This is a genomic window from Rhodohalobacter sp. 8-1, assembly GCF_038150125.1.
GTDB lineage: Bacteria > Bacteroidota > Rhodothermia > Balneolales > Balneolaceae > SW132.
Genome location: NZ_JBBVMF010000028.1, coordinates 24,421 through 47,642, shown reverse-complemented (window position 1 = coordinate 47,642; position 23,222 = coordinate 24,421). Strand labels below are relative to the sequence as shown.

The following is a 23,222-nucleotide window of genomic DNA, read 5'->3' as shown; positions in this document are numbered from 1 at the left end:
TAATAACTTATTGTTTTATATGTACTTGAGTGGGTTTAATTTAGAATAATGGGGTAACTTCTCTTACCGTAAAGTAGGCGGTGTTGCCTTTGGGCATTTCGTGGGTGCCTCCAATGAAAGTGGCAGGACCGGGATTTTCAGCGGTGGATACCAAGCCTTCCGGGGTCATGAAATCAAGCCATTCTGCCACCTCCATTGCGTCTGTCGACTCATCCAGCCTGGCTAAATGTACGTCCTTGCCAAGTAAGCCCGGATTCTCTTGCTCAAAATGCACGGCCACCAATTGATCACCTGTTCGGGGTTCGCCCTCAACCTGTAAGCCATCGTCGGTCACTGTAATCTCTATATCGGGCGATGCAGGAGCATTTGCCTGGGTGGTGTCGGCAGAAACGTGCAGATCTTTGTACATGCCCTTTTTCCAGTGATAGGTGCCATCGGGCATTTTAATGTAGCATTCCATGACATAATTGCCCGGCGCCATAAATAGAGTGGTTTCTGCGGCGCGTCCCGGAGAAGTATACCCGGTGCCACCGCGGAAAACGAGGTCGCTGAACCACCCGGGCAGTTTGGAAAATGCGGCCATGGCCTCTTCTTGCTTTCCTTCCATGAGCAGATAGGAGGATTCCTGGAAGACGGGGCTCACGTCAGACATCAGATCAACACTGGTGCGGTCTCCCGGCAGATAGTCAAAAAAGATAAAGTGAACATAGGGGCTGGCGTTTAGTAACCGAAAGGTCGTCCATCCTGCCGGTATAGTATCGGTTTCGGTTGCAAAAAGGTGTCGATCATTTTCAGCATCGTATATCGCTTTGACTTCAACGAGATTAGGTTCGCTAAGAGCTTCGTCCTGCGCTGGTTCAGAAGTGCAGGCATAAAGTCCTCCAAACATAAGAACAAGTACTATCGCTTGAGTGAAATTTTTCATAATTGTGGTGGAATGGGTTTGGTCTTTGATTGATACTCTAAAATAGGACTAAATTGAAGAGTCGCAACTAATTGGCCAAGTGATAGTTTTACAACGCTTGAAAAATTTTGATGGAGTTGCGGATTTTGGCTTTTGGGTCAGCACCTATAATTGGATTAAGGCTGATTTCATAAAGAAGCTATTTCGTATGGCGTATGCAAGATAAAGTGATTGGAATACGCAGTAAAAAAATCCGACGGAAGCAAAATCTACTGAAATTTTTAAGCAGCCGTGAGTGATTAGAACCGCGAAGCACTGCTTCGCAATGTCAGAGCCGTGATTTTATCTGAAGAAAAAGCTACAATACGAAAGATTGCCAAATAAAAAAGCCCAACAGAAGCCATATCTGCTGAGTTTTTAGGACCCTAAAGAGGATACCCGGCAGCTACTGGCTGAGAAGTTTCTGCTTTGGGAGCAGTTTAACGGGGCGCTTAATATTCGAACGACACTGGGGTATGCAGTGGCGTGCGTGTTTAGCCTGCATTTCTCACACAAAAAAATATTAATGATCCTATCTATATGTTTAATAACGTATTAACCTTCATTTTCAGACCTATTCAATAAAACACTCTATCCAACGCTGCGAAATTTGTCTGTGGTCTGCGTTATCCGGAAAATGGTTTGCTCAACGTACGCAGGTACGTTTCCGCCACCATTTTCCGGACGCCTTGCCCACAACCAAATTTCTTGGTGAGAAATGCAGGTTAGCCGGGAGATCATTGATAAACTGGATGGATTTCCGATCCTGTTCAAATTTGGCGAGCGCGGGACCGGAAAGAGTACCAGCATGGATTGGTTTATGGCCCTGTTTGGCTATCAGAACGGGAACCGGCAATCGGTCTCAAAGCAGAATACGGTAAAGAGTGTGATTCGCCGGATGACCCTGCCACGCTCGTTTCCCTTTTTCCTGGACGACTACCGCAACCAGGAGACCAACTCCCAGGCCCCGGATATGACCAGCAACATCCTGAACTGGTACCACCGAATCGGCACGGCGATGGCCAAGAAGAGCACCGACCATCAAACCATTGAAACGCCCATGAAAGCGTGCGTGGTGATGACCGGAAACGACAAGCCCAATGATGCTGCGGTACTGAGCCGGTTGGTGATCCTGAACTTTAACAAGTTTCTCAAACGCGAGGAGTTGCAAACCGTCAGTGAGGTAGCCGAGCACACCGACCGGTTCTCCGAATTTCTGGGGTTGATCCTCCAAAACTATGAGACCATTCGCGGTCAATTCTTTTTCAACTTAAAGGCCAGCCAAAAATATCTAAGCGATCAGTGCTTTGAAGGACGAACGGTCAACAACTGGGCCATCATACTGGCCGGATATGAGTGCGTAAACCATCTTTTGCCTGGACTCTCCAGTTGGTTTCAAGATTTTGAGAGCTTTAGAAGCGAAATTTGCAGCGCCATCCGAAAAGAGCAGTCGCTGCACACCGAACACAACCCCATCCACGAGTTTTTCCAAAGCATGGAGCACTATGCCACCCAGCGGTTTGATCCATCCTCGGAGCCACCCGGCAGATACTTTGCCCTGGACCACCGGCACTTCCGCATCAAAGAGTTTGAAGTGGTACGTGATCACACTGGAGCTGTCATCTACCAGGGGCCTATACTGGCCATTCACTTAACCCGAATTATTCACAAAGATAAGTGTGATTTAATGTAAAGCACTAAAAAAATTACACCTATGTAAAAAGGATAGCAACCCAAATTTAAGCTACAGGTTTTGCGGCGAAATTTTACCGAGAGCTTCGTTGTATGGAAATAAAGCGTACTCAGAGTACGCCAAGTACTCTTCCGCCGCTTTTTCCCCTACGCCTTGCTCCCGACAATATTTCTTGGTGAATAATCCGGGTTAAAACGAGTGTGGAACGCCCTGCAGGATATCCGTGCGTCTTTTACCTCGGAGATATCACTGTCGGTCCTGGAATCCCACCTGATGAACAGTAGCTATTTCTTAGATAAAAGCGTACAAATGCTCCTGACCAAATCGATGGGAGCCAAAAAAAAGGGCAACGTTCGATGCTACATATTAAACGTCGATGAGCTTTTATCTAAAGGAATGATGGAAGAACTGATCGATAAAGCCCGCGAATATGAAAAAACCCGAGTCCAGAGATTAACTTTTTAAACAAATAATCCCCTCCTTTTGAAGGAGGGGCCAGGGGTGGTTGTCTTTTTTATAAAACAAAGAAAACTCTCCCCTAATAAGGGGAGATTTAGAGGGGTGTCCATCTATTTAGGTATCATTTTCTTTACCGAAGATTAATCCTTAAAAAAAAGAAACATAAAATCACACAAATCACTGCTAACTGCTAAAAAGTCTAAAAAAACCATTCATACACTATCAAAAACATCACTTCTATTAATAACTACGACTGCTAAACACTGCTAAGAGATGCTAAGAGCTGCTAAAAATCTTAGCAGTGTTTAGCACTCTTTAGCATTTTCTTAAACAAACTGCTTAGTCAATAATCGCTCAATACAGTCAGAAAAGCTCATTTTATCTACTCTTTAGCAGTTTTTAGCAGCTTAGCAGTAAAAAAGAGAAGGGTTTTTTATGGGAAAGAGTAGGCAAAACGTCTCCATTAAATGAAAACTAATCTTTAATTCCAGAGAACTCATTTAATTCCGGAATAGTCCATGCAATTCCATTGATATTCGAAGTGCTCATGTTATAAATGCTTTTGAAAAAGTATCTCGATTTTTGGGTTTGATGATGAGCTGGAATAAGAACTGTAAATATCAACTGATGGTTATGGGGATATGAAATCATGTGAATAAAAAAAGTAGCTTGCCCTTTATAGATCTAAAGTATTTTTTTTCTTCTAAACCAAATAAAAATTCCGATAGCAATAATTAGCATCAACAATAGAGATAGGAAATAACCATACTCCCATTGAAGCTCTGGCATGTTTTCAAAATTCATTCCGTAAACACCTGCGATAAACGTCAGAGGCAAGAAAAACGCAGAAAAAATAGTCAGTAGCTTCATTACATCATTGCTTTTCTGGGCCTGGAAAGTCATATACGAATTGAGTAAGGCATTCGCATCATCTACAACCTCTTCTGTCCTTAGCGTCAAATCCACAACGGTGTCCTTAATATCCTGAAGGTTGGTTTTTAATGAATCCTCAACCTTAAATTGATTGAATACAGACTGCATGATTACCAATAACTTTTTGGATAGTCTTGCTTTAGACTTTTCAAAATAGAGCTTTTCAATAGAAAGGTTGCTTCCGCCTTTAAGAAAAATACTTTGTTCCAAAGCATCCATTTTCTCAGATTGAGTTTTGATGGGGTTTTCAAACGTGAGGAGTAAATCCTTAATAATATGTAACACCAATTCATCTGAAGAATCGAAATTCTCAGGCAAATCGGTCAAAAAAGAAAAAGGAGCCCGGTGGATAGTGATTACGGCTTGCTCACTTACAAAAAAAGCAATTTTATTACTTATTTGACCTATTTCTATAGCTTTTTCATCTTCCGATGCCGTATACGCCCTTAGAATCATAAATGAATAGTCAGAGGTTTTCTCTATTTTCGGTAAATGCCCGGTTTTTAGAGAATCTTCAAGAAGATTTATGTCTAAGCTTAACGGTAATTCGAGGTTTGAGAGACTTTTTTCCGATGGATTTTCTATATCTATCCATTGAAAAGGTCCATAGTCTTTTCTTGTTTTCTTCATTCGGCAAAAATAGATTCATTACGAGTTCAATACTTGATAGAAGGTTTTTAAATACTGGCAATTGGAACTAACGAAAGAAGAGTCTCAAAACCAAGAGTGTCCAAGAACTTGCGCGGTATAGGGCTTTTCCTGGCCTTGCTCTGCTCCCTATTTTTTATTAAACGAAGAGCATTATTCAGAAGCATTCAATGAATTTCTCATACCGTTTTAGATATCAATCTGAAGATTTCTAGGGTATTGTCTGTCTTTTTTACTGTTTATAAAATGCAATTCTGTATCTGGATGGATCATAACCTTTCTCTTTATTCTACGCTTTTACTTAGCCCTCTAACAGTACTGGATGGACATAATAAACTTTATTTGATAGCTGACTCATGGATATGAATAAAAAGCAGGCATTGAATGGAACCGCTATAGATCTGTTGTGTCATAAACGAGCATTAGGATCAAAATGCTTGTCATATCAATTCTTTAGCAGCTTAGCAGTAAAAAAGAGAAGGGTTTTTTATGGAAAAGAGTAGATAAAACGTCCCCATCAGATGAAAGGAAATACCTAATTCCGGAGAACTCATATAATTCCGGAAGATTCCATGCAATTCCAGAGTATATACGAATTGTCATTTAACTTATTTTTGGTTTAAAATCTATCATAATCAAGGTTTCATTTGAAAGATTAGATGAAAGTGACTGATATTTTCACGATAATCTTACCCACTGTCTTAATTTTAAATACCTATTCATGAGCTGTTAATGAGTACAAACTTTTTTACGAACCAACGCGGGAACAGTCTTCTAAAAAAATTTAACGGGGTATTTGAGAAGTTTACGAATCTCTATGCCTTTCATGCCGTGGTGGGATACTTCAGAGCATCAGGTTTTTTTGCTATTCGGGAGCATCTGATGGAGCTGGATGAAATCAAGATTTTGGTTGGTATTAATGTAGATCATTTAATCGCTGATGCGAAACGCCGAGGATTGCTTTTCAAGGGAAATCCAAAAAAAACGAGAGCAGAGTTTATAAAATGGATGCAGGAAGACATCAAACAAGCAAAATACTCAAGAGAAGTTGAGGAAGGTATTCTGCAGTTCATGCAGGATGTGATGGATGGCAAAATTGAAATCCGGGCCCATCAGAGTAAAAACCTTCACGCTAAAATTTACATATTTCTTCCAGAGAATTTTGATCAAGACACAGATGGACGGGTGATAACTGGTTCTTCGAACTTAACATCAGCAGGTTTGGGTGGTGATAAAGATGAGGGGAATTACGAGTTCAATGTACAGTTGAAGCGGTACGATGATGTTTCCTTTGCTGAAAGCGAGTTTCAGAAACTATGGGAAGAGGGAGAAGAGATACTACCTGAAGATGTTCAGAATGCTACTAAGAAAACACATTTAGAAAAAGAGTTTACCCCGTTTGAGCTCTATATCAAATTTCTAATTGAATACTTTGGTCGAAACATAGATTACGATCCAGAGACCGTGGGCGATGTCCCCAAACAATTCAAAAAATTATCCTACCAGGTAGATGCGGTGAATCAGGGATTTGAAATGCTGATGGATTACAACGGATTTTTCCTGGCAGATGTAGTGGGTACGGGAAAAACGGTGGTTACGACTATGCTAGCCAAGCGGTTTATCATTGCTAATGGCAGTGGAAACACCAAGATTCTTGTGATCTATCCTCCGGCTTTGGAGAAAAACTGGAAGCATACGTTTAGGCTCTTTGGTATCGATAAATACGCCAAGTTTATCACAAATGGGAGCCTGCATAAGATCCTTAATGATGATCTGGATTACTGGGCTAAGGAAGAGTATGACCTGGTTATTGTTGATGAGGCTCACAAATTTAGAAATCGTACGGCCAACTCTTTTGATCAGCTTCAGATCATTTGTAAGTCTGGGCGACTGAATAATGGGTTGATCGATAGTGATGAAAAGAAAGTAATTCTCGTATCAGCAACTCCTTTAAATAATAGGCCCGGCGACATCTATAATATGCTGCAGCTTTTCCAGGATGCCCGTAGATCTAAGCTTCCTGTTAAGAATTTGACGACATATTTCTACCCATATATAAAGCGATATAAGGAATTGATAAAAATGCCTGAACCTAATATGGAAGAGATTAGGGGAATGTATAAAGATATCCGTGAACAGGTACTCAAACCTATTACGATTCGTCGGACCCGTAAAGACCTTGAGAACGTAAATCAGTATAAAGAGGATTTAAGGAAACAAGGTATTAGGTTTCCAGAAATTGAACCCCCGATAAAAAGAGAGTATGAAATGAGTGATAAACTCAGAAAGCTCTTTTTTGAAACACTGGATGCCATTCTTGATGAAAAAAAGATTGATTACTATAGGTATCGAGCAATCAGTTATTTGAAAGATGATATCAAGGCAGAGCATTATGAAATAGCGGATTTAACCTCTGCGCAGCTTGCTAGAATGATGACGACGCTTTTGGTAAAACGTATTGAGAGTAGTTTTCAGGCTTTCAAAGACTCCTTATTCAAGCTTAGAGATTCTACCGAGAATATGATCAGGACGTTCGAAGATGGAAAAGTATTCATAGCACCTGATCTTGATGTCAATCAGTTAATGGATGAAGGCTTTTCGGATGATGAGATCGAAATAAAAATCCTCAAGATTTCTGATGATAAACCGGGTAATAAAACTTTTAGTAGTGATGATTTTAAACCGGGTTTTCTTGAGGGGCTTAAGAAAGATTTAGAGGCTTTAAACTATTTAACCCGACACTGGTCTGCTGTTAAAGAAGATCCAAAATTGGATAAGTTTCTGGATATGCTTGAGAACGAACTGTTCGACCGGAGTATCAATCCAACTGGGAAATTAGTCGTTTTTTCTGAAGCTACGTCCACTACCGACTATCTTTATGAAGCACTCAAAAAGAATGGCTACAAAAAAGTTCTGAATATCAGTTCAGAAAACCGGAACAAGAAATTCGAAACCATTCTGGCCAACTTTGATGCCAATTATGATAAAGAGCAGAAAGACGATTACAACATCATCATAACGACGGAAGTACTGGCAGAAGGTGTAAACCTTCATCGGGCGAATGTAGTAGTGAATTATGACACCCCGTGGAACGCGACTAAATTAATGCAGCGAATTGGACGCGTAAACCGAATTGGTACGAAAGCAGATCGCATCTATAATTTCAATTTCTATCCTTCACAAGAGGGAGATGCTATAATTTCATTGAAGAAAAAGGCTTTAGTGAAGCTTCAAAGTTTCCATTCAGCCTACGGAGAAGATTCACAGATTTACTCTCTGGATGAGATTATTGAGCAGTTTGAACTTTATGAGCATGGACTGGAGGAAGACGAGGATATTCGTCTCAAGTATCTGGAGTTCATTCGTAATTTTAAAGAAAATAACCCCGAAGATTTCAGACGCATTAGAAGATTACCATTGAAAGCACGAGCCGGAAGACAAGAAAATGAAGAGTTTAAAAATGGTTCAGTTTGTTTCTTGCGTACTGATGACCGAAAAGAACTGTACCAGATAACTGAAGACGGTGAAATTAAAGGGCTGAATTTTGATGATGCAGTCGCTCACTTTGAAGCCAAGGAATCTGAAGATGCTGTTGAATTACCCGAATGGCACTATGAACAGGTGCGATCTGCCACAGAGCAATATGCACGAGATGTGATCGCCGACCAGCCGGAGGGAAGTCTGACCGATCGTAAAGATGTCCGCTTAAATCAGGCAATTAAGTTTTTGGATGACCTGAAACGGATTGTGGATTCCGACCAGATGGATGATGCACATGAACGACTTACCAAGTTGATTGAGACCGGAACTTATGCCAACCTGCTTACAGAGGTAACCCGCATCGTGAAAAAGAAAAAGAAATTGAAGCCAACAGATCTTGAAAAGAAGTTCATAAAGCTCGCTAACAAATACACCAGCCGGATTTCCAAAGAAGACAAGCAGGAAAACGAAGAGGAATTCCTGAACATCGATCCTGAAATTATAATCTCTGAGAGTTTTGTATAAAATGGAGAAATCTACTTTAGAAACATATTTATCCTCTGCATACGATCGGAAAAACTGGATTGAAATACTGGAAGAGGTTTTTAAAACCGGAAAAGTATTTCAGGAGCCACAAAAAGCTGATTTGCCAAAATCTGACAACTGTAAAGAAGGGTTTCAGCTGGGGACGTTCGAAACAGCAGATGGTCGGAAAATATCTGTTTTTGAAATTGAGGTTACTGATAAAACACAATTAGACCGTAACCGCGTGAGTCTTCGGAATTTACTCCGCAGTTACTACTCACAGGTTGATGGTATTTTTGCCGTATTTAAAAAGGATGATAACTGGCGGTTTTCTTTTATTTCAAAAGTGACTGACTATGACGAGGAGAAAGAAGAGTTTGTAGAAGTTGAAACCGAACCCAAGCGGTATACTTATGTTTTGGGAAAGGGTGAGGCGGTAAAAACAGCCACGGACAGATTCATTAGTCTGGTTGAATCTCGCAGTGTTACCTACGAGGATATTAAAGATGCATTTTCTGTTGAGAGACTGAACAAAGAGTTCTACAAGAAAGTGGTTTCTTTTTTCTACGATTTGATAGGAGTGAAAGAACCGGGACGTGGTGGAGAGCAACATCCACACTTACTAAAACTGCCAAGTGTTTCTCAAACTTCCAAAGAAGGGAAAAAGACTCATCAGGAATTTGCTGTTCGATTAATTGGCCGGACGGTTTTTTGCTGGTTTTTGAGATTTAAGAAATCGGAGCAGGGAAACCCTATCATTCCTAAAGAGGTGCTCTCATCGGAAAATATTCCGGAGGATTACTACCATAAATATCTGGAACGATTATTCTTCCAGGTAATGAATACCAAGTCAGATGAGCGCAGAGATAATATACCGGAAGCTTTCAAGTCTATTCCTTTTCTAAATGGTGGCTTATTTGAGCCTCACCTTAACGATTACTATTCAGCAGATGATACTGATGGACTATCCAAGCATTTCAGCACTCTTAAAATCCCTGATGGTTGGTTTAAAGATTTCTATAAAATACTCGAACAGTACAACTTCACTATCGATGAAAATAGCGTAGAAGATGCCGATGTGTCCGTGGATCCCGAAATGCTGGGACGAATTTTTGAAAACCTCCTTGCGGAAATTGATCCGGCTTCAGGTAAAACGGCTCGTAAAGCGACCGGTAGTTACTACACACCACGGGAAATTGTTGATTACATGGTTGATGAGAGCCTGACAAAATACCTGTCGAATAAAACCGACGTAAATGAACGTCGATTATTACCACTGTTGAAGTTTGATACGGAAATAGAAATAGATATTTCTGAACAAGAATCTACTGCTATTATTGAAGCTTTGAATGAATTGAAAGTATTAGATCCTGCATGCGGATCAGGTGCGTTTCCGATAGGAGTACTTCAAAAAATGGTTAGGATCTTAGAGAAAGTGGATCCTGAATCAGAACAGTGGAAAGACCTTCAGCTTCGTAAGATTCCAAGTGATGTTATACGCCAAATTATAAAGAAAAAATTGGATTCAGCTACTGTTGAGTATGCCCGAAAACTTGGCATTATTCAGCACTCAATTTATGGAGTAGATATTCAGCCCATAGCAGCTGAAATTAGTCAATTAAGATGTTTTTTGTCGCTTATTGTAGAGGAAAAAGTCAATGAAAATGAAGATAACTGGGCGATTATTCCTTTGCCAAATCTTGATTTTAAATTTATAACCGCGAACTCTTTAATCTCTTTGCCTAGCAGAGAATCAGTGCAAATAGACGCGTTTGGGGCCTCTGACCTTTTGGAAAGACTTGGAACGATCCGTGATGATTATCTGCAAGCGTCTGGAGAAGACAAGGAAATTCTGAAGGAACAGTTTTCTGAAACTCAGGATGCAATTTTTCAAAAAGAAATAAAAGAGACCGGCAAAAACAAAGATCAGCGGGCCATGATGCTCTCGCAATGGGAGCCGTTCGCTGATTCGGTAACCGGCTGGTTTGACCCAAAATGGATGTTTGGAGTAGATCAGTTTGATGTGGTCATCGGAAATCCTCCTTATGGGGGGGACAAAGTCTCAAACGACCTGAAGGAAGAATTGAAGCTTGGCAGTAAAGATCCTTATGGAGCATTTATTGCCAGGTTTTTACCGGATGGGAAGACGCCAAGTCCGTTGGGCTACCAGGGCATTCTTACTTTTATTGTGAGTGATACCTTTATGACCATCAAAACACACCGGGAGCTTCGGGATATGATGATGGATAATTACATCCACAAAATGATTCGGGTACATCCCGATACCTTTAAAGCTACGGTGAATACTGCCATTATTGTGTGCGAGCGGAATGAATTCCCAGTTGAAGATAAAAAGGCTGTACGGCAGTTTGATGAAGCTCATCGTTGTTTGATGGGCGACCTGACCCGCATTTCAATTCACGTGCAGCACGAACGGTTTGTACAACTGCTGGAGCGAACCGTACAGTATAAGCATGCGTTGCCTGAAACGGGTACAGAGTCTGCAAAAGAAGAACATGGCGTTTTATGGATGCGTGGTCCTGATTGGAGCAGTGAAAGCAGTGAAGAGTATGCGTTTTATACCTACCCGCAATCCATGATTAAGACAAATAGCAACCAGCCGTTTTTTGTGGGAAGCCCAAAACTGTTTGCACTCATGCAGGATCAGGGAGAAGAAATAGAAACGAAGACGGTTGATTTGAATGGAGAAGAAATAGAGGCTGCAAAAGTTCATTTGAATGGAAATGAAGTGAATGTAGTAAAGCTTGGAAAGATAGCCGATGTAAATCAAGGGCTTGCTACCGGAGATAATCACTCCTATCTCTACCAAAAACCGGAAGCGAGAGGCACGTACCGTAGTATCTTCGATTTTGAGGAATATTTGCTAACGGAAGAAGATTTAGAATCCATTAGGACTGATGATGAGCTAAGGTTATCAATAATAGAAAATGGTATTTCTAAAGACGATTCAAACTCTGATCGGTATTTTGGTGGAAGATATATTATTGAATATGATAAAGGTGGAGAAAGTGATTCTACTGAAGGATGGATGCCAAACTATCATGTACCTACAAGTTATTTTATAGATTGGAGTGAATGGGCGATTGAAAGATTTAATACTTATAAAATTGCTGATAGGATCCGAGATCGTAATGAAAACAAAGAGATTAAGCCTCATTACGAAACTACTATGTGTGCTGTTGTAAGAAATCCAGATAAATATTTTGTTTATGGAGTTACTTATTCGCCAACTGGAATCTATTCACCAACTTTTAGATTGGGCTCGGGAGCTAATTTTGGAAATAAAGGGTCAACAATTTTTGCTCGAATCTCTGCTACAAAATTGCTCGCTACGTTATCAAGTAGGTGTTATAGGTTCCTACTGAAAAATTTCAGAGCTCATACTATTGAAAGCCCAGAACAAGGATTAATGGACACCACATTAGTTACTGATGTATCTGAGATAGATGAATTGGTTGATTCAATTATACAAGAACAAAAATCTGACCTAAACTACGACTACGCCAGTCATGAACAAATCAAGATCAACAAGCTGGTGTACAATGCGTATGGGCTCAATAAGCATGATATTCGAGAAGTAGAAAACTGGTACGCCCGCCGCTATCCAAGGCTGGTTGCCGCCCAAAAAGAAAACCTTCGCAACCTCGGCAAAAGCGATGATTATTTGGAGTTGTATGAGGAGGTTGGGGAAGAGACTAATTAAACGGAGAGTAACATAGCCATCACAAATCAACAATTCGAAACTTGGGCAAGACAAGGTGCAATAACTACATCCAAAGCAACCGGGGAATCAATCAAAAAAGCCATAAATAGTTATGATGGATTTCCTGATGGGGTTACTTACGAAGTTTATTTACAGGGCTCATATAAGAACAATACTAATATCTATTCGGAAAGTGATGTTGATGTAGTTGCCCAAAAAACAACACATTTCTACAATAATCTAAATGAAGAACAGAAAGAAAAAATTGGACTAGTACCAAAAAGTTATGGCTTTAATCAATTCAGATCAGATGTTTTAAGAGCTTTAGGAGAATACTATAACTTAGAGGATATAAATCCAGATAATAAAGTTGTAAAATTAGCTGCCAATAATAACAGAAGGCCTGCTGATATCTTAGTCTGTTGTTCTTACCGAGAATATTACCGAGTTGAAAAAGGTGCCTATCACGAAGGAGTATACTTTAGAACGACTCAAACCAATGAAGAATGCTATTCTTTTCCCAAAAAGCACTACGAGAATGCAGTTCAAAAAAATCAGGATTGTAACGGTAATTTTAAATCAATGGTCAGGATTTTTAAGAATATAAACCGGACATTGATTAACAGAGAGGACATAGATGCTAAAATTGCACCTTCTTATTTTATTGAATGCTTGTTAGGAAATATACCAACCAACAAATATCAAGGCAGTTACAGTGAAATGTTTCTTAAGATTCTCAACTATTTAGCAGATAATAATTGGGATGATTTTCTGTGTTTAAATGGTCTTCGTTCATTGTGGGGTGAAGGCAATGAAAGTTGGACGGATGAAAGGGCGAGAAGGTATTTAGTTAAAACTATTGATTTATGGGATGAATAAATGCATCCATATTCAATAAAAAATAACGATCGCTTTAAAGTGCTATGGTTTATTGTTCCTTTAGCGGTTATAGTTGCTTGGTTGTTGAATGAATTTCTTCTGCCGGTAATACCCCAATTTGAAGAAATTAGATGGCTTTTACGCATTCCTACTTCTGCTATAGCTCTTGGTTATATTTTTTATAAATGGTTTGAAAAGGATTTATGGTTTAGGTGTGGAAATTGGTTTGGATTCGTGAAAACACCAAATTTAAGTGGCACATATCATGGAATCCTGAAAAGTTCGCGTGATAACTTTCAATCAAAAACCGAGATTAAAGTAAATATCAAACAAACGTTAAGAGATATTCTTTTTACCCTGAGTACAGATACCTCAAGTTCCAAAAGTGAAATGACTGCTATTATTACGGGTGGACTGGATGGTCCAATGTTAATTCACTCCTTTCATAATGATCAGAAGAAAATCAGTGAGCCTGATATGCAATACCACATAGGAATGTCGAGCCTTATTTTCAGTGAAAAAGATGAAACCTTGAGTGGCACTTATTTTACTTCGCCAGAAAGGGGACATCATGGTGAGATTTACCTAGAGAAAATTAAAAAAAAGTAAAAAATGGGACAGACTCTATTCAAAGAAGTAAGCTATAATCTTGAAACACTTATCAATAATATTGATACTGGAGACATTGGTCTTCCGGATATTCAGCGCCCTTTTGTTTGGAAAAACAATAAGGTTCGGAATTTATTTGATTCCATGTACCGAGGATTCCCTATTGGATATCTGTTATTCTGGCAAAATGCAATGGGAAAGAATGGCCAAAGACAGGTTGGTAGTAGTAAGAAACAGAATATCCCAAACCTTCTGATAGTAGACGGTCAGCAGCGATTGACGTCACTTTACGCTGTTATAAAAGGGATTCCGGTTATCCGTGAAAATTATGAGGAAGAAATTATAAAAATCGGTTTTCGCCCAAGGGATGGGAAATTTGAAGTTACGGACGCTGCGGTAAGCCGTGATCCGGAATTCATTCCAAATATTTCATCTATGTGGGCTGACGATAGCGATATTTTTGAGGTCACGGATGAATTTTTCGATAAGCTTGAAGAGAAAAGAGAGATTTCTAAAGAAGAAAAGAAGTTGATAAGGGGAAACATTAGTCAACTTCATAATTTAAAGAAATATCCTTTTACAGCTTTAGAATTGGTAGCGGATGTTGATGAAGAACAGGTTTCCGAAATCTTTGTCCGTATCAATTATGAAGGTAAAAAATTAAATCAATCTGACTTCATACTCACACTCATGTCTGTTTTTTGGGATGATGGAAGATCTCAGATAGAGGATTTCTGCAGGGCTTCCAGACAACCGGACAAAAATAAACAAACCCCTTTTAACTACTTCATTGATCCTGAACCCAAAGATATCTTAAGAGTGAATGTTGGATATGGTTTTAAAAGAGCCAGAATGAGATATGTGTATCAAATATTAAGAGGCAAGGATCTTGAAACTGGAAAAGTCAGTGAAGAGAGAAGGGAAGAACAATTTGAGGTTTTAAAGAATGCTCAGGATGATGTGCTGAATCTTCAGAACTGGCATGATTTTTTAAAAACACTCATGAGAGCAGGTTTCAAAAGTGGCAAGATGATTACTTCAGATAACAATCTCTTGTTTGCCTATATATTGTTCTTAATTGGATTGAAAGACTTCAAAATTGACCGATATTCTCTCAAAGAAGTGGTGTCTCAGTGGTTTTTCATGAGCAATATTACCGGTAGATATACTGGTTCTCCTGCATCGGCGATGGAAAAGGATTTAAACTGGATTATTGAACTAGAGAACGCGGATGATTTAGTCGATGAACTCAAGCAAATTTGTACGGAAACTTTAACAGAAGATTTTTGGTCTATTACTCTTCCAAATGATTTGGCAACATCCTCATCCAGAAGCCCTTCATTATTTGCATATCACGCTTCACAGTGCCTTTTGGATGCTAAAGTACTTTTTTCAAATAGCAGGATTTCAGATTTATTAGATCCTGCGGTTCAGGGTAATAGATCAGCTATGGAGCGACATCATTTATACCCCAAAAACTACCTCAATAAGCAAGGTATCGAAGATTTTAAACAGACTAACCAGATTGCAAATTTTGCTTTAGTTGAATGGGATGATAACAATACTATTTCAGATCAGAAACCATCAGAATACTTACCAAATTACATAAGCCGTTTTGATAGCGCTGTTCTTGAAAAGATGTACTATTGGCATGCTTTGCCCAAGGGATGGGAAAATATGAAGTATGATGAGTTTGTAGAGAAAAGAAGAAAATTAATGGCTAAAGTAATCCGGGATGGATATTATAAACTTATCAATAACTAGCTTAGTGGTTGGTTCATATGAACTTAAAAGAAAAAATAGATCACCACTCTAGTCAAATAGATTCTATTTCAGAAACTATTTTATCCCAAATGAAGGCAGGTGCTTCAAATTGGGAGATGCCCTGGCACAAAGGAATTCCGGAAGCCTGGAATCCGGTTACAGGAAAGTTCTATGGTGGTAATAATCTATTGGTATTGTGGAATGAGTGTCAGAAGAACGATTATCCAACTAACCACTGGGCCACTTTTAAACAGTGGCAGCGAGCAAGGAGCGGTTCTAAGGTAAGAAAGGGCGAAAAGGGCACGCTTATTATGTTCGCAATTCCCAGAGCCGCATTTGTTCGAAAAAAAGGGAAAAAAATTGAACAACTCAATTTTGAATTCATAAATAAAGAAGAAAAAGAGAAAGCAAAAAAGAATTTCTATTTTAGATATTTCTGGGTATTTAATGTAGCCCAAATTGATGGTTATGATCTTAGTCAATCCAGCCTTTTTGATCAAATGGCTACAGATCTTGGAAGACTAAAAACGTTTGTAGGAAAAACTGAAGCTCCAATTAAAACGGGAGGAGACAGGGCGTTCTATTCTATAGTTGAAGATTTTATTCAGATGCCTGAAATGGCACGATTCAAATCTTACAACGGTGAGGCAACTCGAACCTTGAATTATTACAGTACCCTTCTTCATGAGATCATACATTGGACTGGTCATAAGGATAGATGTAAGAGGCAATTTGGCTGGAAATTTGGTGATAACGCTTATGCCTTTGAAGAATTGGTTGCTGAGTTAGGTGGAGCTATTCTAACCACACAGTTTAATTCACAACCTATGCCAAGAAATGATCATGCTGTGTACTTGAATAGCTGGTTAAAAGTTTTGGAGAATGACTTCTCATACTTCACAGAAGCACTTGAATTAGCTCGCGCATCTATTTACTGGCTCTATCAAAAAACAGACATATTGCCATTTGATTTGAAACCTCAATATGGCCGAGAGTTCTCTGAGGAGAGAGTGAAGAATTGGGAAGTGCTGGCTTAACTATTCAATAATATTCATAAAATGAAATTCTACATTGGCGTCACAGATGATTCATGGTTCCACTATCTGGCCCGAATCAAGCCGGATGAGGTGAATTTTTGGCGTCCGAGAGACAAATCGAATTTCAAAGTAATTCAGGAAGGAGCTCCATTTCTGTTTAAGCTTCATTCACCGAACAACTATATCGTTGGAGGTGGTTTTTTCGTTCGTCATCTGTTTCTGCCTCTGTCACTTGCCTGGGACTCATTTGAATTTAAAAATGGTGCGCCTACCTACGATTATTTTCGTGAATCAATCATGAAATTCAGATCTGGTGATGGTTTAAATCCCACTATTGGCTGTACGATTTTGGCAGAGCCATTTTTCTTTAAACGTGAGAATTGGATACCGATTCCGTCCAACTGGAGTAAAAATATTGTTAAAGGTAAATCTTACAGCACTAATGAAGAGATTGGAGCAAATATATGGCGACAGGTGGAAGAGCGCCTGGATGCTCAAAAGTATAGAGAAGGAGAACTGGCTGTACAAGAGCCTGCAACCCGATATGGAAACAACTATAAAATGCGTGCACGTATAGGGCAGGGTGCATTCAGAGCGATGGTTACGGATGCTTACAGCAAACGATGTGCAGTAACCGGTGAAAGAACACTCCCGGTTCTTGAAGCCGCTCACATTAAGCCTTATTCAGAAGCAGGGCCTAACCTCACTAAAAATGGTTTACTTCTCCGATCTGATATGCACTTCCTTTTTGATAAAGGATACATAACTGTATCCGGTGATCACCATCTTGAAGTTAGTCGACGCATTCGGGAGGAGTATGAGAATGGGAAGGAATATTACGCATATCACGGTAGCAAACTTTCCAATCTGCCGGAGAATTTAATTGACCGTCCTTCCCCTGCTTTTTTAAACTGGCACCAGGAGCAAGTTTATAAAGGGTAAATTTGAAAGTATCAAACCATTTTCTGTATTACTGACGGAGTAACAAACATTCGAAAAGGGCTCTTGAAAGAATTTCCTACGATTAACTGTGAATGGATTAAAAGGAATAAAAAGCAATTTTGGGGAATAATGAGATGTTGGAGAATCAAGTATAAGGCAAGTTTTAAATAAACAATATAACACTTTATAGTTGCATTAATGATAAATATAACCATATATTAACACTATACAGTTGAATACAACAACAACTCAACAGGTTAAAGCGTTTTTACAACGATTAAAAAGCAAAGCAACTGTTTTTCAAATCATATACTTAGACAAGCGGCCTAAAAACGCAGAAACATTGGGCAAACTTGACATAACTCCCAATGCAAGAGATCAGATAATTAGAAACTTATCAGTACAGGATTATTATCGTGGACCAAGACCCGAAGATTTTTATGGAGGAGACTCTGAAATGTGGGAATTTGGTAAAAATGTTAACGATGAAGAAGTTTATATAAAGGTAACGTTGGGGCAATCAAGCAAACCAGTAATTTGTATTTCATTTCATATTGCCGAACGCCCCATCTCATATCCATTTAAATAGGAGAAAGCTATGGAAAGTCCATTTACAGGTGGGAAAGTTATTCGCCAGGTTAAAGAAGAGGAATTAGAATTCAGGGGGGATATCTTTACGGTTCCATACACCAATTATAAGTGTGTAGATACCGAAGAAGAATTTACAACCAACGAGGTTGACACGCTTAACTTGGCCTTACTCCATAATGCCTATCGGGAAAAGCATAATATTCCCTTTCCAATTGAGATCTTCGAGATCCGGGAAAAGTATGGGGTATCACAAACTAAGATGTCTGAGATACTTGGATTTGGACCAAATACCTATCGCAATTATGAAAATGGAGATGTACCTCAACTCACGAATGCAAAGCTAATTTCATTAGCAGCCAAACCGAACGGATTTATTGATCTTCTAGATGAGTGTGACTCTCTGAAACAGTCGTACAAGGAAAAATACATTAAGAAGGCCGAGAGCCTGATGAGAGAGGGGGCGGCTATGACTCAGTTTCTTTTCAAAGTACAGGAGCCTTGCAGTCTAAACGGGTATATGAAACCCTCGATAGACAAATTTTCAGACATGGTTTCTTTCCTGTCTGAGGACAAAGAATTATATAAAGTGAAACTCAATAAACTGCTTTATTACTCCGATAATGTACATTTCAAGAATTTTGGACAGTCAATCAGTGGCGCTACGTACCAAGCTATACAAATGGGACCTGTACCGCATAAATATGGAACGCTTTTTGATCATGGTGAAGAATTAGGCCGATTTATCATCGAGCGGATTCAGTTTGAAAATTACGAGAGCGAAGGTGAAAAATTCTCTTCGGTAAATAATACGTTTAAAAGCTTAAATGATAAAGAACTTGAAACCCTGACGTTGATAAAAGAAGAACTCGCCGACCTTCCAACAAAAGAGTTGATCCGGCTATCTCATGAGGAGGAAGGCTGGAAAAAAAACGAAGAAGAGAAAGGGCTCATTGATTATCGCTATGCTGTCAATTTGAAGGTCACCCTTTCTTAATTTTCCCAAAAATTTATGATGCCATGAATCGCAACGGTTCTCCGGAGCCCAAGTTCGAAACCGATGACGAACGAAACTATTTCCTATCAGTTTTGCCGGTTCATACGCAAATGAACAAAAACTACAAGGCAGAGGGCGAAGTTAAGGGCGAAGTAAGGGGCGAAGCTACTGAAAAAAGCCTCAATGACACGGAAAGGGCCATTTTAAAACTTTTAGAAAAGGGGCCAAGCTCAGCAGAAGAACTGGCCAATGAATTGGGATTAAAAAGTAGAAGCGGATTCTTTACAAGAACACTAAGGGGTTTAATGAAAGGTGGATTTATTGAATATAAATACCCTGAATCTCCAAGGCATCCTGATCAGAAGTACAGATTGAGTAGTGGATAAACAAAATCTTCCACACCGCCGATAACTACCCCAGTATCTGTTTTAAAAATCCTGCTGATACGAGATGCTATAAATATTGGCTGGAATGGCCAGTGAATAAACTTAGAGGCTTAAATCGGGCATAGATTACAGGGCACGTAATATGGTTGGACAAATTGAACGAAAAATTCACCAATGAGTGCAGACGACCAAAGGGAATTATTCAAATGGCAGTGGCCACCGGCCGGAAAGTACCCGCTGAATAACGAGGTTGGGAAAGTTGGCACATGGGTCAAAAATGATCTGAAGCGTTCTGACAACTTCCTGATTCTCACTGGCTTCAGTTCCCTTGAATACCTGATTGAACAGATCGGCGATGAGGAAACATGGCTGAACAGATCAATTACAATTGTGTTAGGTAATGAGCCGATCATTAGGGAAGAACTGTTTAAAAAAAGACTCTCCCAAAAGAAGAACACGTTTTCCTATCAAATTGCAGATTACTGGCTCGAAAAAGGAATATCCATCAAGCTTAATGGCCCGCTTCTTTCACTGATCAAGGGAATTGAGGATGGAAAGATAGTTTTCAAGATTCACCCGGACTTACACGGAAAGGTGTATGTAGGTGATCACCATCTGATGATGGGGTCAAGTAATTACTCCTATTCAGGAATGGCGTTGCAGGCTGAAATCAACGTGCGGTATGATAAAACTGATCCCGAATATGATGAGTTAAGCGGGATCGCCCGACATTACGAGTCAGAAGCGAAGAGTTATACCGATGACCTGCTTGCTCTGCTAAGAAAACTTCTTCAGCTGGTAGATTGGGAAGAGGCATTAGCCCGGGCAGTTGCTGAACTGTTGGAAGGCGGCTGGGTTGATAAATATTTTCAGGATTTAAATCCCGGTCAGGCATTCAACTTGTGGCCCACACAACGACAGGCAATCGGGCAGGCATTGTTTATATTGGATAATGAAGGGAGTGTATTGATAGCGGAGCCAACGGGTTCCGGTAAGACCAGAGTTGGGGCACACCTGCTTGCCGCTCTGTTGAATCGATTTTGGCAGCAGGGACGAGGAAACAGAAGTAAATATAAAATTATTGCTCCTCCACTGGTCCTTGACAATTGGCAGGGTGAGTTGGATAGGCTTTACTTCACCGTTGCACATCCCATATCCCACGGCATATTAAGCCATCTAACAAGTTCAAAGAACCGATCTCATCTAAAGGATATTCAGGAAGCGACTGTGCTGCTGGTTGACGAAGCACACAACTATCTGAATATGATGTCCAACCGGTCTCAGACAATAAAAAATAATAAGGCTGATCATGTGGTTCTTTTTACAGCCACACCGATAAATCGAAAATGGAATGATCTGCTTCGGATGGTCGAACTGCTGGGCCTTGATAATTTATCGGAATCGGCCTACAAGGCTTATAAAAAGCTGAAACGCACACGGAATAGCGCACAGCCCAGTTTGGACGTGCTGGAGCAGCTCAGATCGTATTCACAAAAATTTATTGTCAGACGAACCAAGCGGGAAATTAACGAAATCATTGACAGAAGGCCTGATGCTTTTACTGATCAATTCGGAAAACTCTGTCGATTTCCAAAACATGTCTGCAGTATTTATACAGTTGAGCAGAGTGAAAAGGATATCGACCTGGGAAAACAGATTGATCTATTGTGCGGTCAACTAAAAGGCATCCTATACTTAAGACGATTAATACTAACCAAAAAACAAATCAGAGAAGGAGCCGATCCTCAAAGCTTTGTTAATGGTCGGATTAAATCTGCGGCAGCACTTTCACGCTATAACATCAAGAACTGTTTAAGATCATCACGAGCAGCACTAATTGAACATCTATTAGGCACTGAAAAAGCCTGCCAATGGGCGGGAATCGGTTCAATTCATAAAACAGATTCAGGCAATATACTGTCAACACTAAAGGAGATAGATGGACTACCCAAAATCAAAAATCTTGATGACAGTCATTTACCGGATTGGCTAAAAGATAAAGAGTTGTATCGTAATGCTGTTGATGAGGAGATTAGATTGCTGGAGCAAATCGTTGATTGTGCAAAACAGATGAGTGATCGCCGGGAACAATCGAAGGCACAATTCTTGACCGATTTGGTGTCGGATCAGAGTCACATCTTAGCTTTTGACAGTATTGTTATCACTCATTATGTGATAGAGCGAATCTTACAAGATTATATCTCTGAAAACGTCACGTTGGCTATCGCAACAGGAAGCCAGAGTAATAGCGGAAAAGATGAAATCCAGGAATATTTTCATTTGTCGTCGGATAGTGAGTCAGTGATAGGGCTCTGCACTGATGCCTTATCGGAAGGTGTAAACCTGCAGAAATCATCGGCAGTCGTATTTCTTGACATGCCTACCGTCATTCGTAAAGCTGAACAACGAGCAGGCAGGGTCGATAGGCTGGATAGTCCGCATAAGAAAATTGACATCTTTTGGCCTGATGATCACGATGTGTTCAAGCTGGAGGCTGATCAAAAATTTATCAACCGTCATGATCTGGTCAGTACGGTCATTGGTTCCAATATTTCGGTCCCGGAAGAATTCTATACTAATGGCACCGACAAGATTGCACCGGAGGAGATGACGAACCTTTATGAAGAAAGGCAAAAAGAGGATAAAGAGTGGGGTGGTGTCGATGATGCATTTAAACCGGTGAGAGAGTTTATTGAAACCGGCGGATTAATTGATCAAGATCTTTATGATCAATACAAGGAAGTGACTGCCAAAGTATTGTCTCGAATCAGTATTGTAGAGTCGAATGATAGCTGGGCCTTTTTTGCCCTAAAAGGAACGGAAAAGAGGGCGCCAAAGTGGGTGCTGATCAAGAATGACCATGAATTAATTAGAGACCTGCCGGAAATCTGTTCATTTTTAAAATCCAGACTGCCAGGGTGTTCGAACATTAAAACCAGGTCAAAGGCTGTTGACATATCGGTCAATAAGTTTGTGGAGCTTCTAAACAATGGTCAGCTTCAATTGCTCCCGAACAAGAAGCGACTGTCTTTGATAATATTCGAAGATTTACTCCAAAAATGGATAAAACTTGAAGAGCAGAAAGATGATTCGGACAAGAGTTTAATAACTATCTACAAGGATTTTCAGAATCTCTTTAAAAATCATTTTAGTTTGTCAGGACATTCTATTGATTGTTATGAATTCAGTCAGCTGTGGCTTGATCTGCTGCATCCATACTTTTCGAAAGCTGAAGAAGCTCAAACAAACCGACGAGCCAAACACATCAATAGCCTCAGGGACTTGAAAAAGTGGTTAGCAGATCATCCGGTTGCTAAAGCAGACTTAGAACAGCTATGGGAAAACCTTCCTGTTGAAGAACCATTGGATAGACAAATCGCAGCTGCGATTATTGCTGTTGCGGAGGATGAGATTTAAGGTGAATTGTTAGTCAATGTGTAAGATGCTCAGGTTATCACCTTCTTTTATTGTCCATACTGAATTGATAACAAGTGTAAAAAAAGCTTGAAATATGCGAACAAGTCTTAACTTAGACTGAACTACCACAAATGCAGTTTTGACTCCTCTTCTTCCACTGGGTTTAAAATCGAGTCAATTTTTTGTTTTACCGGATTG

Annotated in this window: 15 protein-coding genes; 13 read left to right on the top strand and 2 right to left on the bottom strand. The window is 39.8% G+C overall.

Annotated features, from left to right (window positions below):
- Positions 1-40: 40 nt before the first annotated feature.
- A complete protein-coding gene (locus AABW11_RS18605; protein WP_340106843.1) occupies positions 41-925 on the bottom strand; it encodes a hypothetical protein in 885 nt (294 codons plus the stop codon).
- A 736-nt stretch (positions 926-1,661) separates the two neighbouring features.
- Between AABW11_RS18605 and AABW11_RS18600 the strand changes: the two genes are divergently transcribed.
- Positions 1,662-2,636: a hypothetical protein gene (locus AABW11_RS18600; protein ID WP_340106842.1), complete on the top strand. Its 975-nt coding sequence runs from the start codon at positions 1,662-1,664 to the stop codon at positions 2,634-2,636.
- A 198-nt stretch (positions 2,637-2,834) separates the two neighbouring features.
- The gene (locus AABW11_RS18595; protein ID WP_340106841.1) at positions 2,835-3,101 is read left to right on the top strand and encodes a hypothetical protein; all 267 of its coding nucleotides are present in this window, start codon (positions 2,835-2,837) and stop codon (positions 3,099-3,101) included.
- A 678-nt stretch (positions 3,102-3,779) separates the two neighbouring features.
- On the opposite strand, the gene AABW11_RS18590 is transcribed toward AABW11_RS18595, so the two are convergent.
- Entirely contained in the window at positions 3,780-4,658 is an 879-nt protein-coding gene (locus AABW11_RS18590) for a CorA family divalent cation transporter (protein ID WP_340106840.1), read from the bottom strand.
- Positions 4,659-5,408: 750 nt separating this feature from the next.
- On the opposite strand from AABW11_RS18590, the gene AABW11_RS18585 reads away from it, so the two are divergent.
- The 11 genes from AABW11_RS18585 to AABW11_RS18535 all read left to right on the top strand — a co-directional run bounded on the left by AABW11_RS18585 (position 5,409) and on the right by AABW11_RS18535 (position 23,024).
- Positions 5,409-8,681 (top strand): helicase-related protein, encoded by a 3,273-nt coding sequence (locus tag AABW11_RS18585; protein ID WP_340106839.1) that lies wholly within the window; start codon positions 5,409-5,411, stop codon positions 8,679-8,681.
- Between the two features lies 1 nt (position 8,682).
- Positions 8,683-12,405 (top strand): Eco57I restriction-modification methylase domain-containing protein, encoded by a 3,723-nt coding sequence (locus AABW11_RS18580; protein WP_340106838.1) that lies wholly within the window; start codon positions 8,683-8,685, stop codon positions 12,403-12,405.
- A 615-nt stretch (positions 12,406-13,020) separates the two neighbouring features.
- The gene (locus AABW11_RS18575; RefSeq protein ID WP_340106837.1) at positions 13,021-13,284 is read left to right on the top strand and encodes a hypothetical protein; all 264 of its coding nucleotides are present in this window, start codon (positions 13,021-13,023) and stop codon (positions 13,282-13,284) included.
- Positions 13,285-13,893, top strand: a complete 609-nt coding sequence (locus AABW11_RS18570; protein ID WP_340106836.1) for a Cap15 family cyclic dinucleotide receptor domain-containing protein — start codon at positions 13,285-13,287, stop codon at positions 13,891-13,893.
- A gap of 3 nt (positions 13,894-13,896) precedes the next feature.
- Positions 13,897-15,657: a GmrSD restriction endonuclease domain-containing protein gene (locus tag AABW11_RS18565; RefSeq protein ID WP_340106835.1), complete on the top strand. Its 1,761-nt coding sequence runs from the start codon at positions 13,897-13,899 to the stop codon at positions 15,655-15,657.
- A gap of 17 nt (positions 15,658-15,674) precedes the next feature.
- Positions 15,675-16,694, top strand: coding sequence for an ArdC family protein (locus AABW11_RS18560; RefSeq protein ID WP_340106834.1), 1,020 nt, complete (start codon positions 15,675-15,677; stop codon positions 16,692-16,694).
- A 21-nt stretch (positions 16,695-16,715) separates the two neighbouring features.
- Positions 16,716-17,636, top strand: a complete 921-nt coding sequence (locus AABW11_RS18555) for an HNH endonuclease (RefSeq protein WP_340106833.1) — start codon at positions 16,716-16,718, stop codon at positions 17,634-17,636.
- 232 nt (positions 17,637-17,868) lie between these two features.
- On the top strand, positions 17,869-18,225 hold the full coding sequence (locus AABW11_RS18550; RefSeq protein WP_340106832.1) for a hypothetical protein: 357 nt from the start codon (positions 17,869-17,871) through the stop codon (positions 18,223-18,225).
- Positions 18,226-18,234: 9 nt separating this feature from the next.
- Positions 18,235-19,221 (top strand): type II TA system antitoxin MqsA family protein, encoded by a 987-nt coding sequence (locus AABW11_RS18545; RefSeq protein ID WP_340106831.1) that lies wholly within the window; start codon positions 18,235-18,237, stop codon positions 19,219-19,221.
- Positions 19,222-19,331: 110 nt separating this feature from the next.
- A complete protein-coding gene (locus tag AABW11_RS18540; RefSeq protein WP_340106830.1) occupies positions 19,332-19,607 on the top strand; it encodes a Fic family protein in 276 nt (91 codons plus the stop codon).
- A gap of 174 nt (positions 19,608-19,781) precedes the next feature.
- Positions 19,782-23,024, top strand: coding sequence for an SNF2-related protein (locus AABW11_RS18535; RefSeq protein ID WP_340106829.1), 3,243 nt, complete (start codon positions 19,782-19,784; stop codon positions 23,022-23,024).
- Positions 23,025-23,222 lie beyond the last annotated feature (198 nt).

Bases quoted from the DNA above. Each gene is read 5' to 3' on its own strand.
- AABW11_RS18605 (WP_340106843.1), bottom strand. From the start codon at position 925: ATGAAAAATTTCACTCAAGCGATAGTACTTGTTCTTATGTTTGGAGGA.
- AABW11_RS18600 (WP_340106842.1), top strand. From the start codon at position 1,662: ATGCAGGTTAGCCGGGAGATCATTGATAAACTGGATGGATTTCCGATC.
- AABW11_RS18590 (WP_340106840.1), bottom strand. From the start codon at position 4,658: ATGAAGAAAACAAGAAAAGACTATGGACCTTTTCAATGGATAGATATA.
- AABW11_RS18585 (WP_340106839.1), top strand. From the start codon at position 5,409: ATGAGTACAAACTTTTTTACGAACCAACGCGGGAACAGTCTTCTAAAA.
- AABW11_RS18580 (WP_340106838.1), top strand. From the start codon at position 8,683: ATGGAGAAATCTACTTTAGAAACATATTTATCCTCTGCATACGATCGG.
- AABW11_RS18570 (WP_340106836.1), top strand. From the start codon at position 13,285: ATGCATCCATATTCAATAAAAAATAACGATCGCTTTAAAGTGCTATGG.
- AABW11_RS18565 (WP_340106835.1), top strand. From the start codon at position 13,897: ATGGGACAGACTCTATTCAAAGAAGTAAGCTATAATCTTGAAACACTT.
- AABW11_RS18560 (WP_340106834.1), top strand. From the start codon at position 15,675: ATGAACTTAAAAGAAAAAATAGATCACCACTCTAGTCAAATAGATTCT.
- AABW11_RS18555 (WP_340106833.1), top strand. From the start codon at position 16,716: ATGAAATTCTACATTGGCGTCACAGATGATTCATGGTTCCACTATCTG.
- AABW11_RS18545 (WP_340106831.1), top strand. From the start codon at position 18,235: ATGGAAAGTCCATTTACAGGTGGGAAAGTTATTCGCCAGGTTAAAGAA.
- AABW11_RS18540 (WP_340106830.1), top strand. From the start codon at position 19,332: ATGAACAAAAACTACAAGGCAGAGGGCGAAGTTAAGGGCGAAGTAAGG.
- AABW11_RS18535 (WP_340106829.1), top strand. From the start codon at position 19,782: ATGAGTGCAGACGACCAAAGGGAATTATTCAAATGGCAGTGGCCACCG.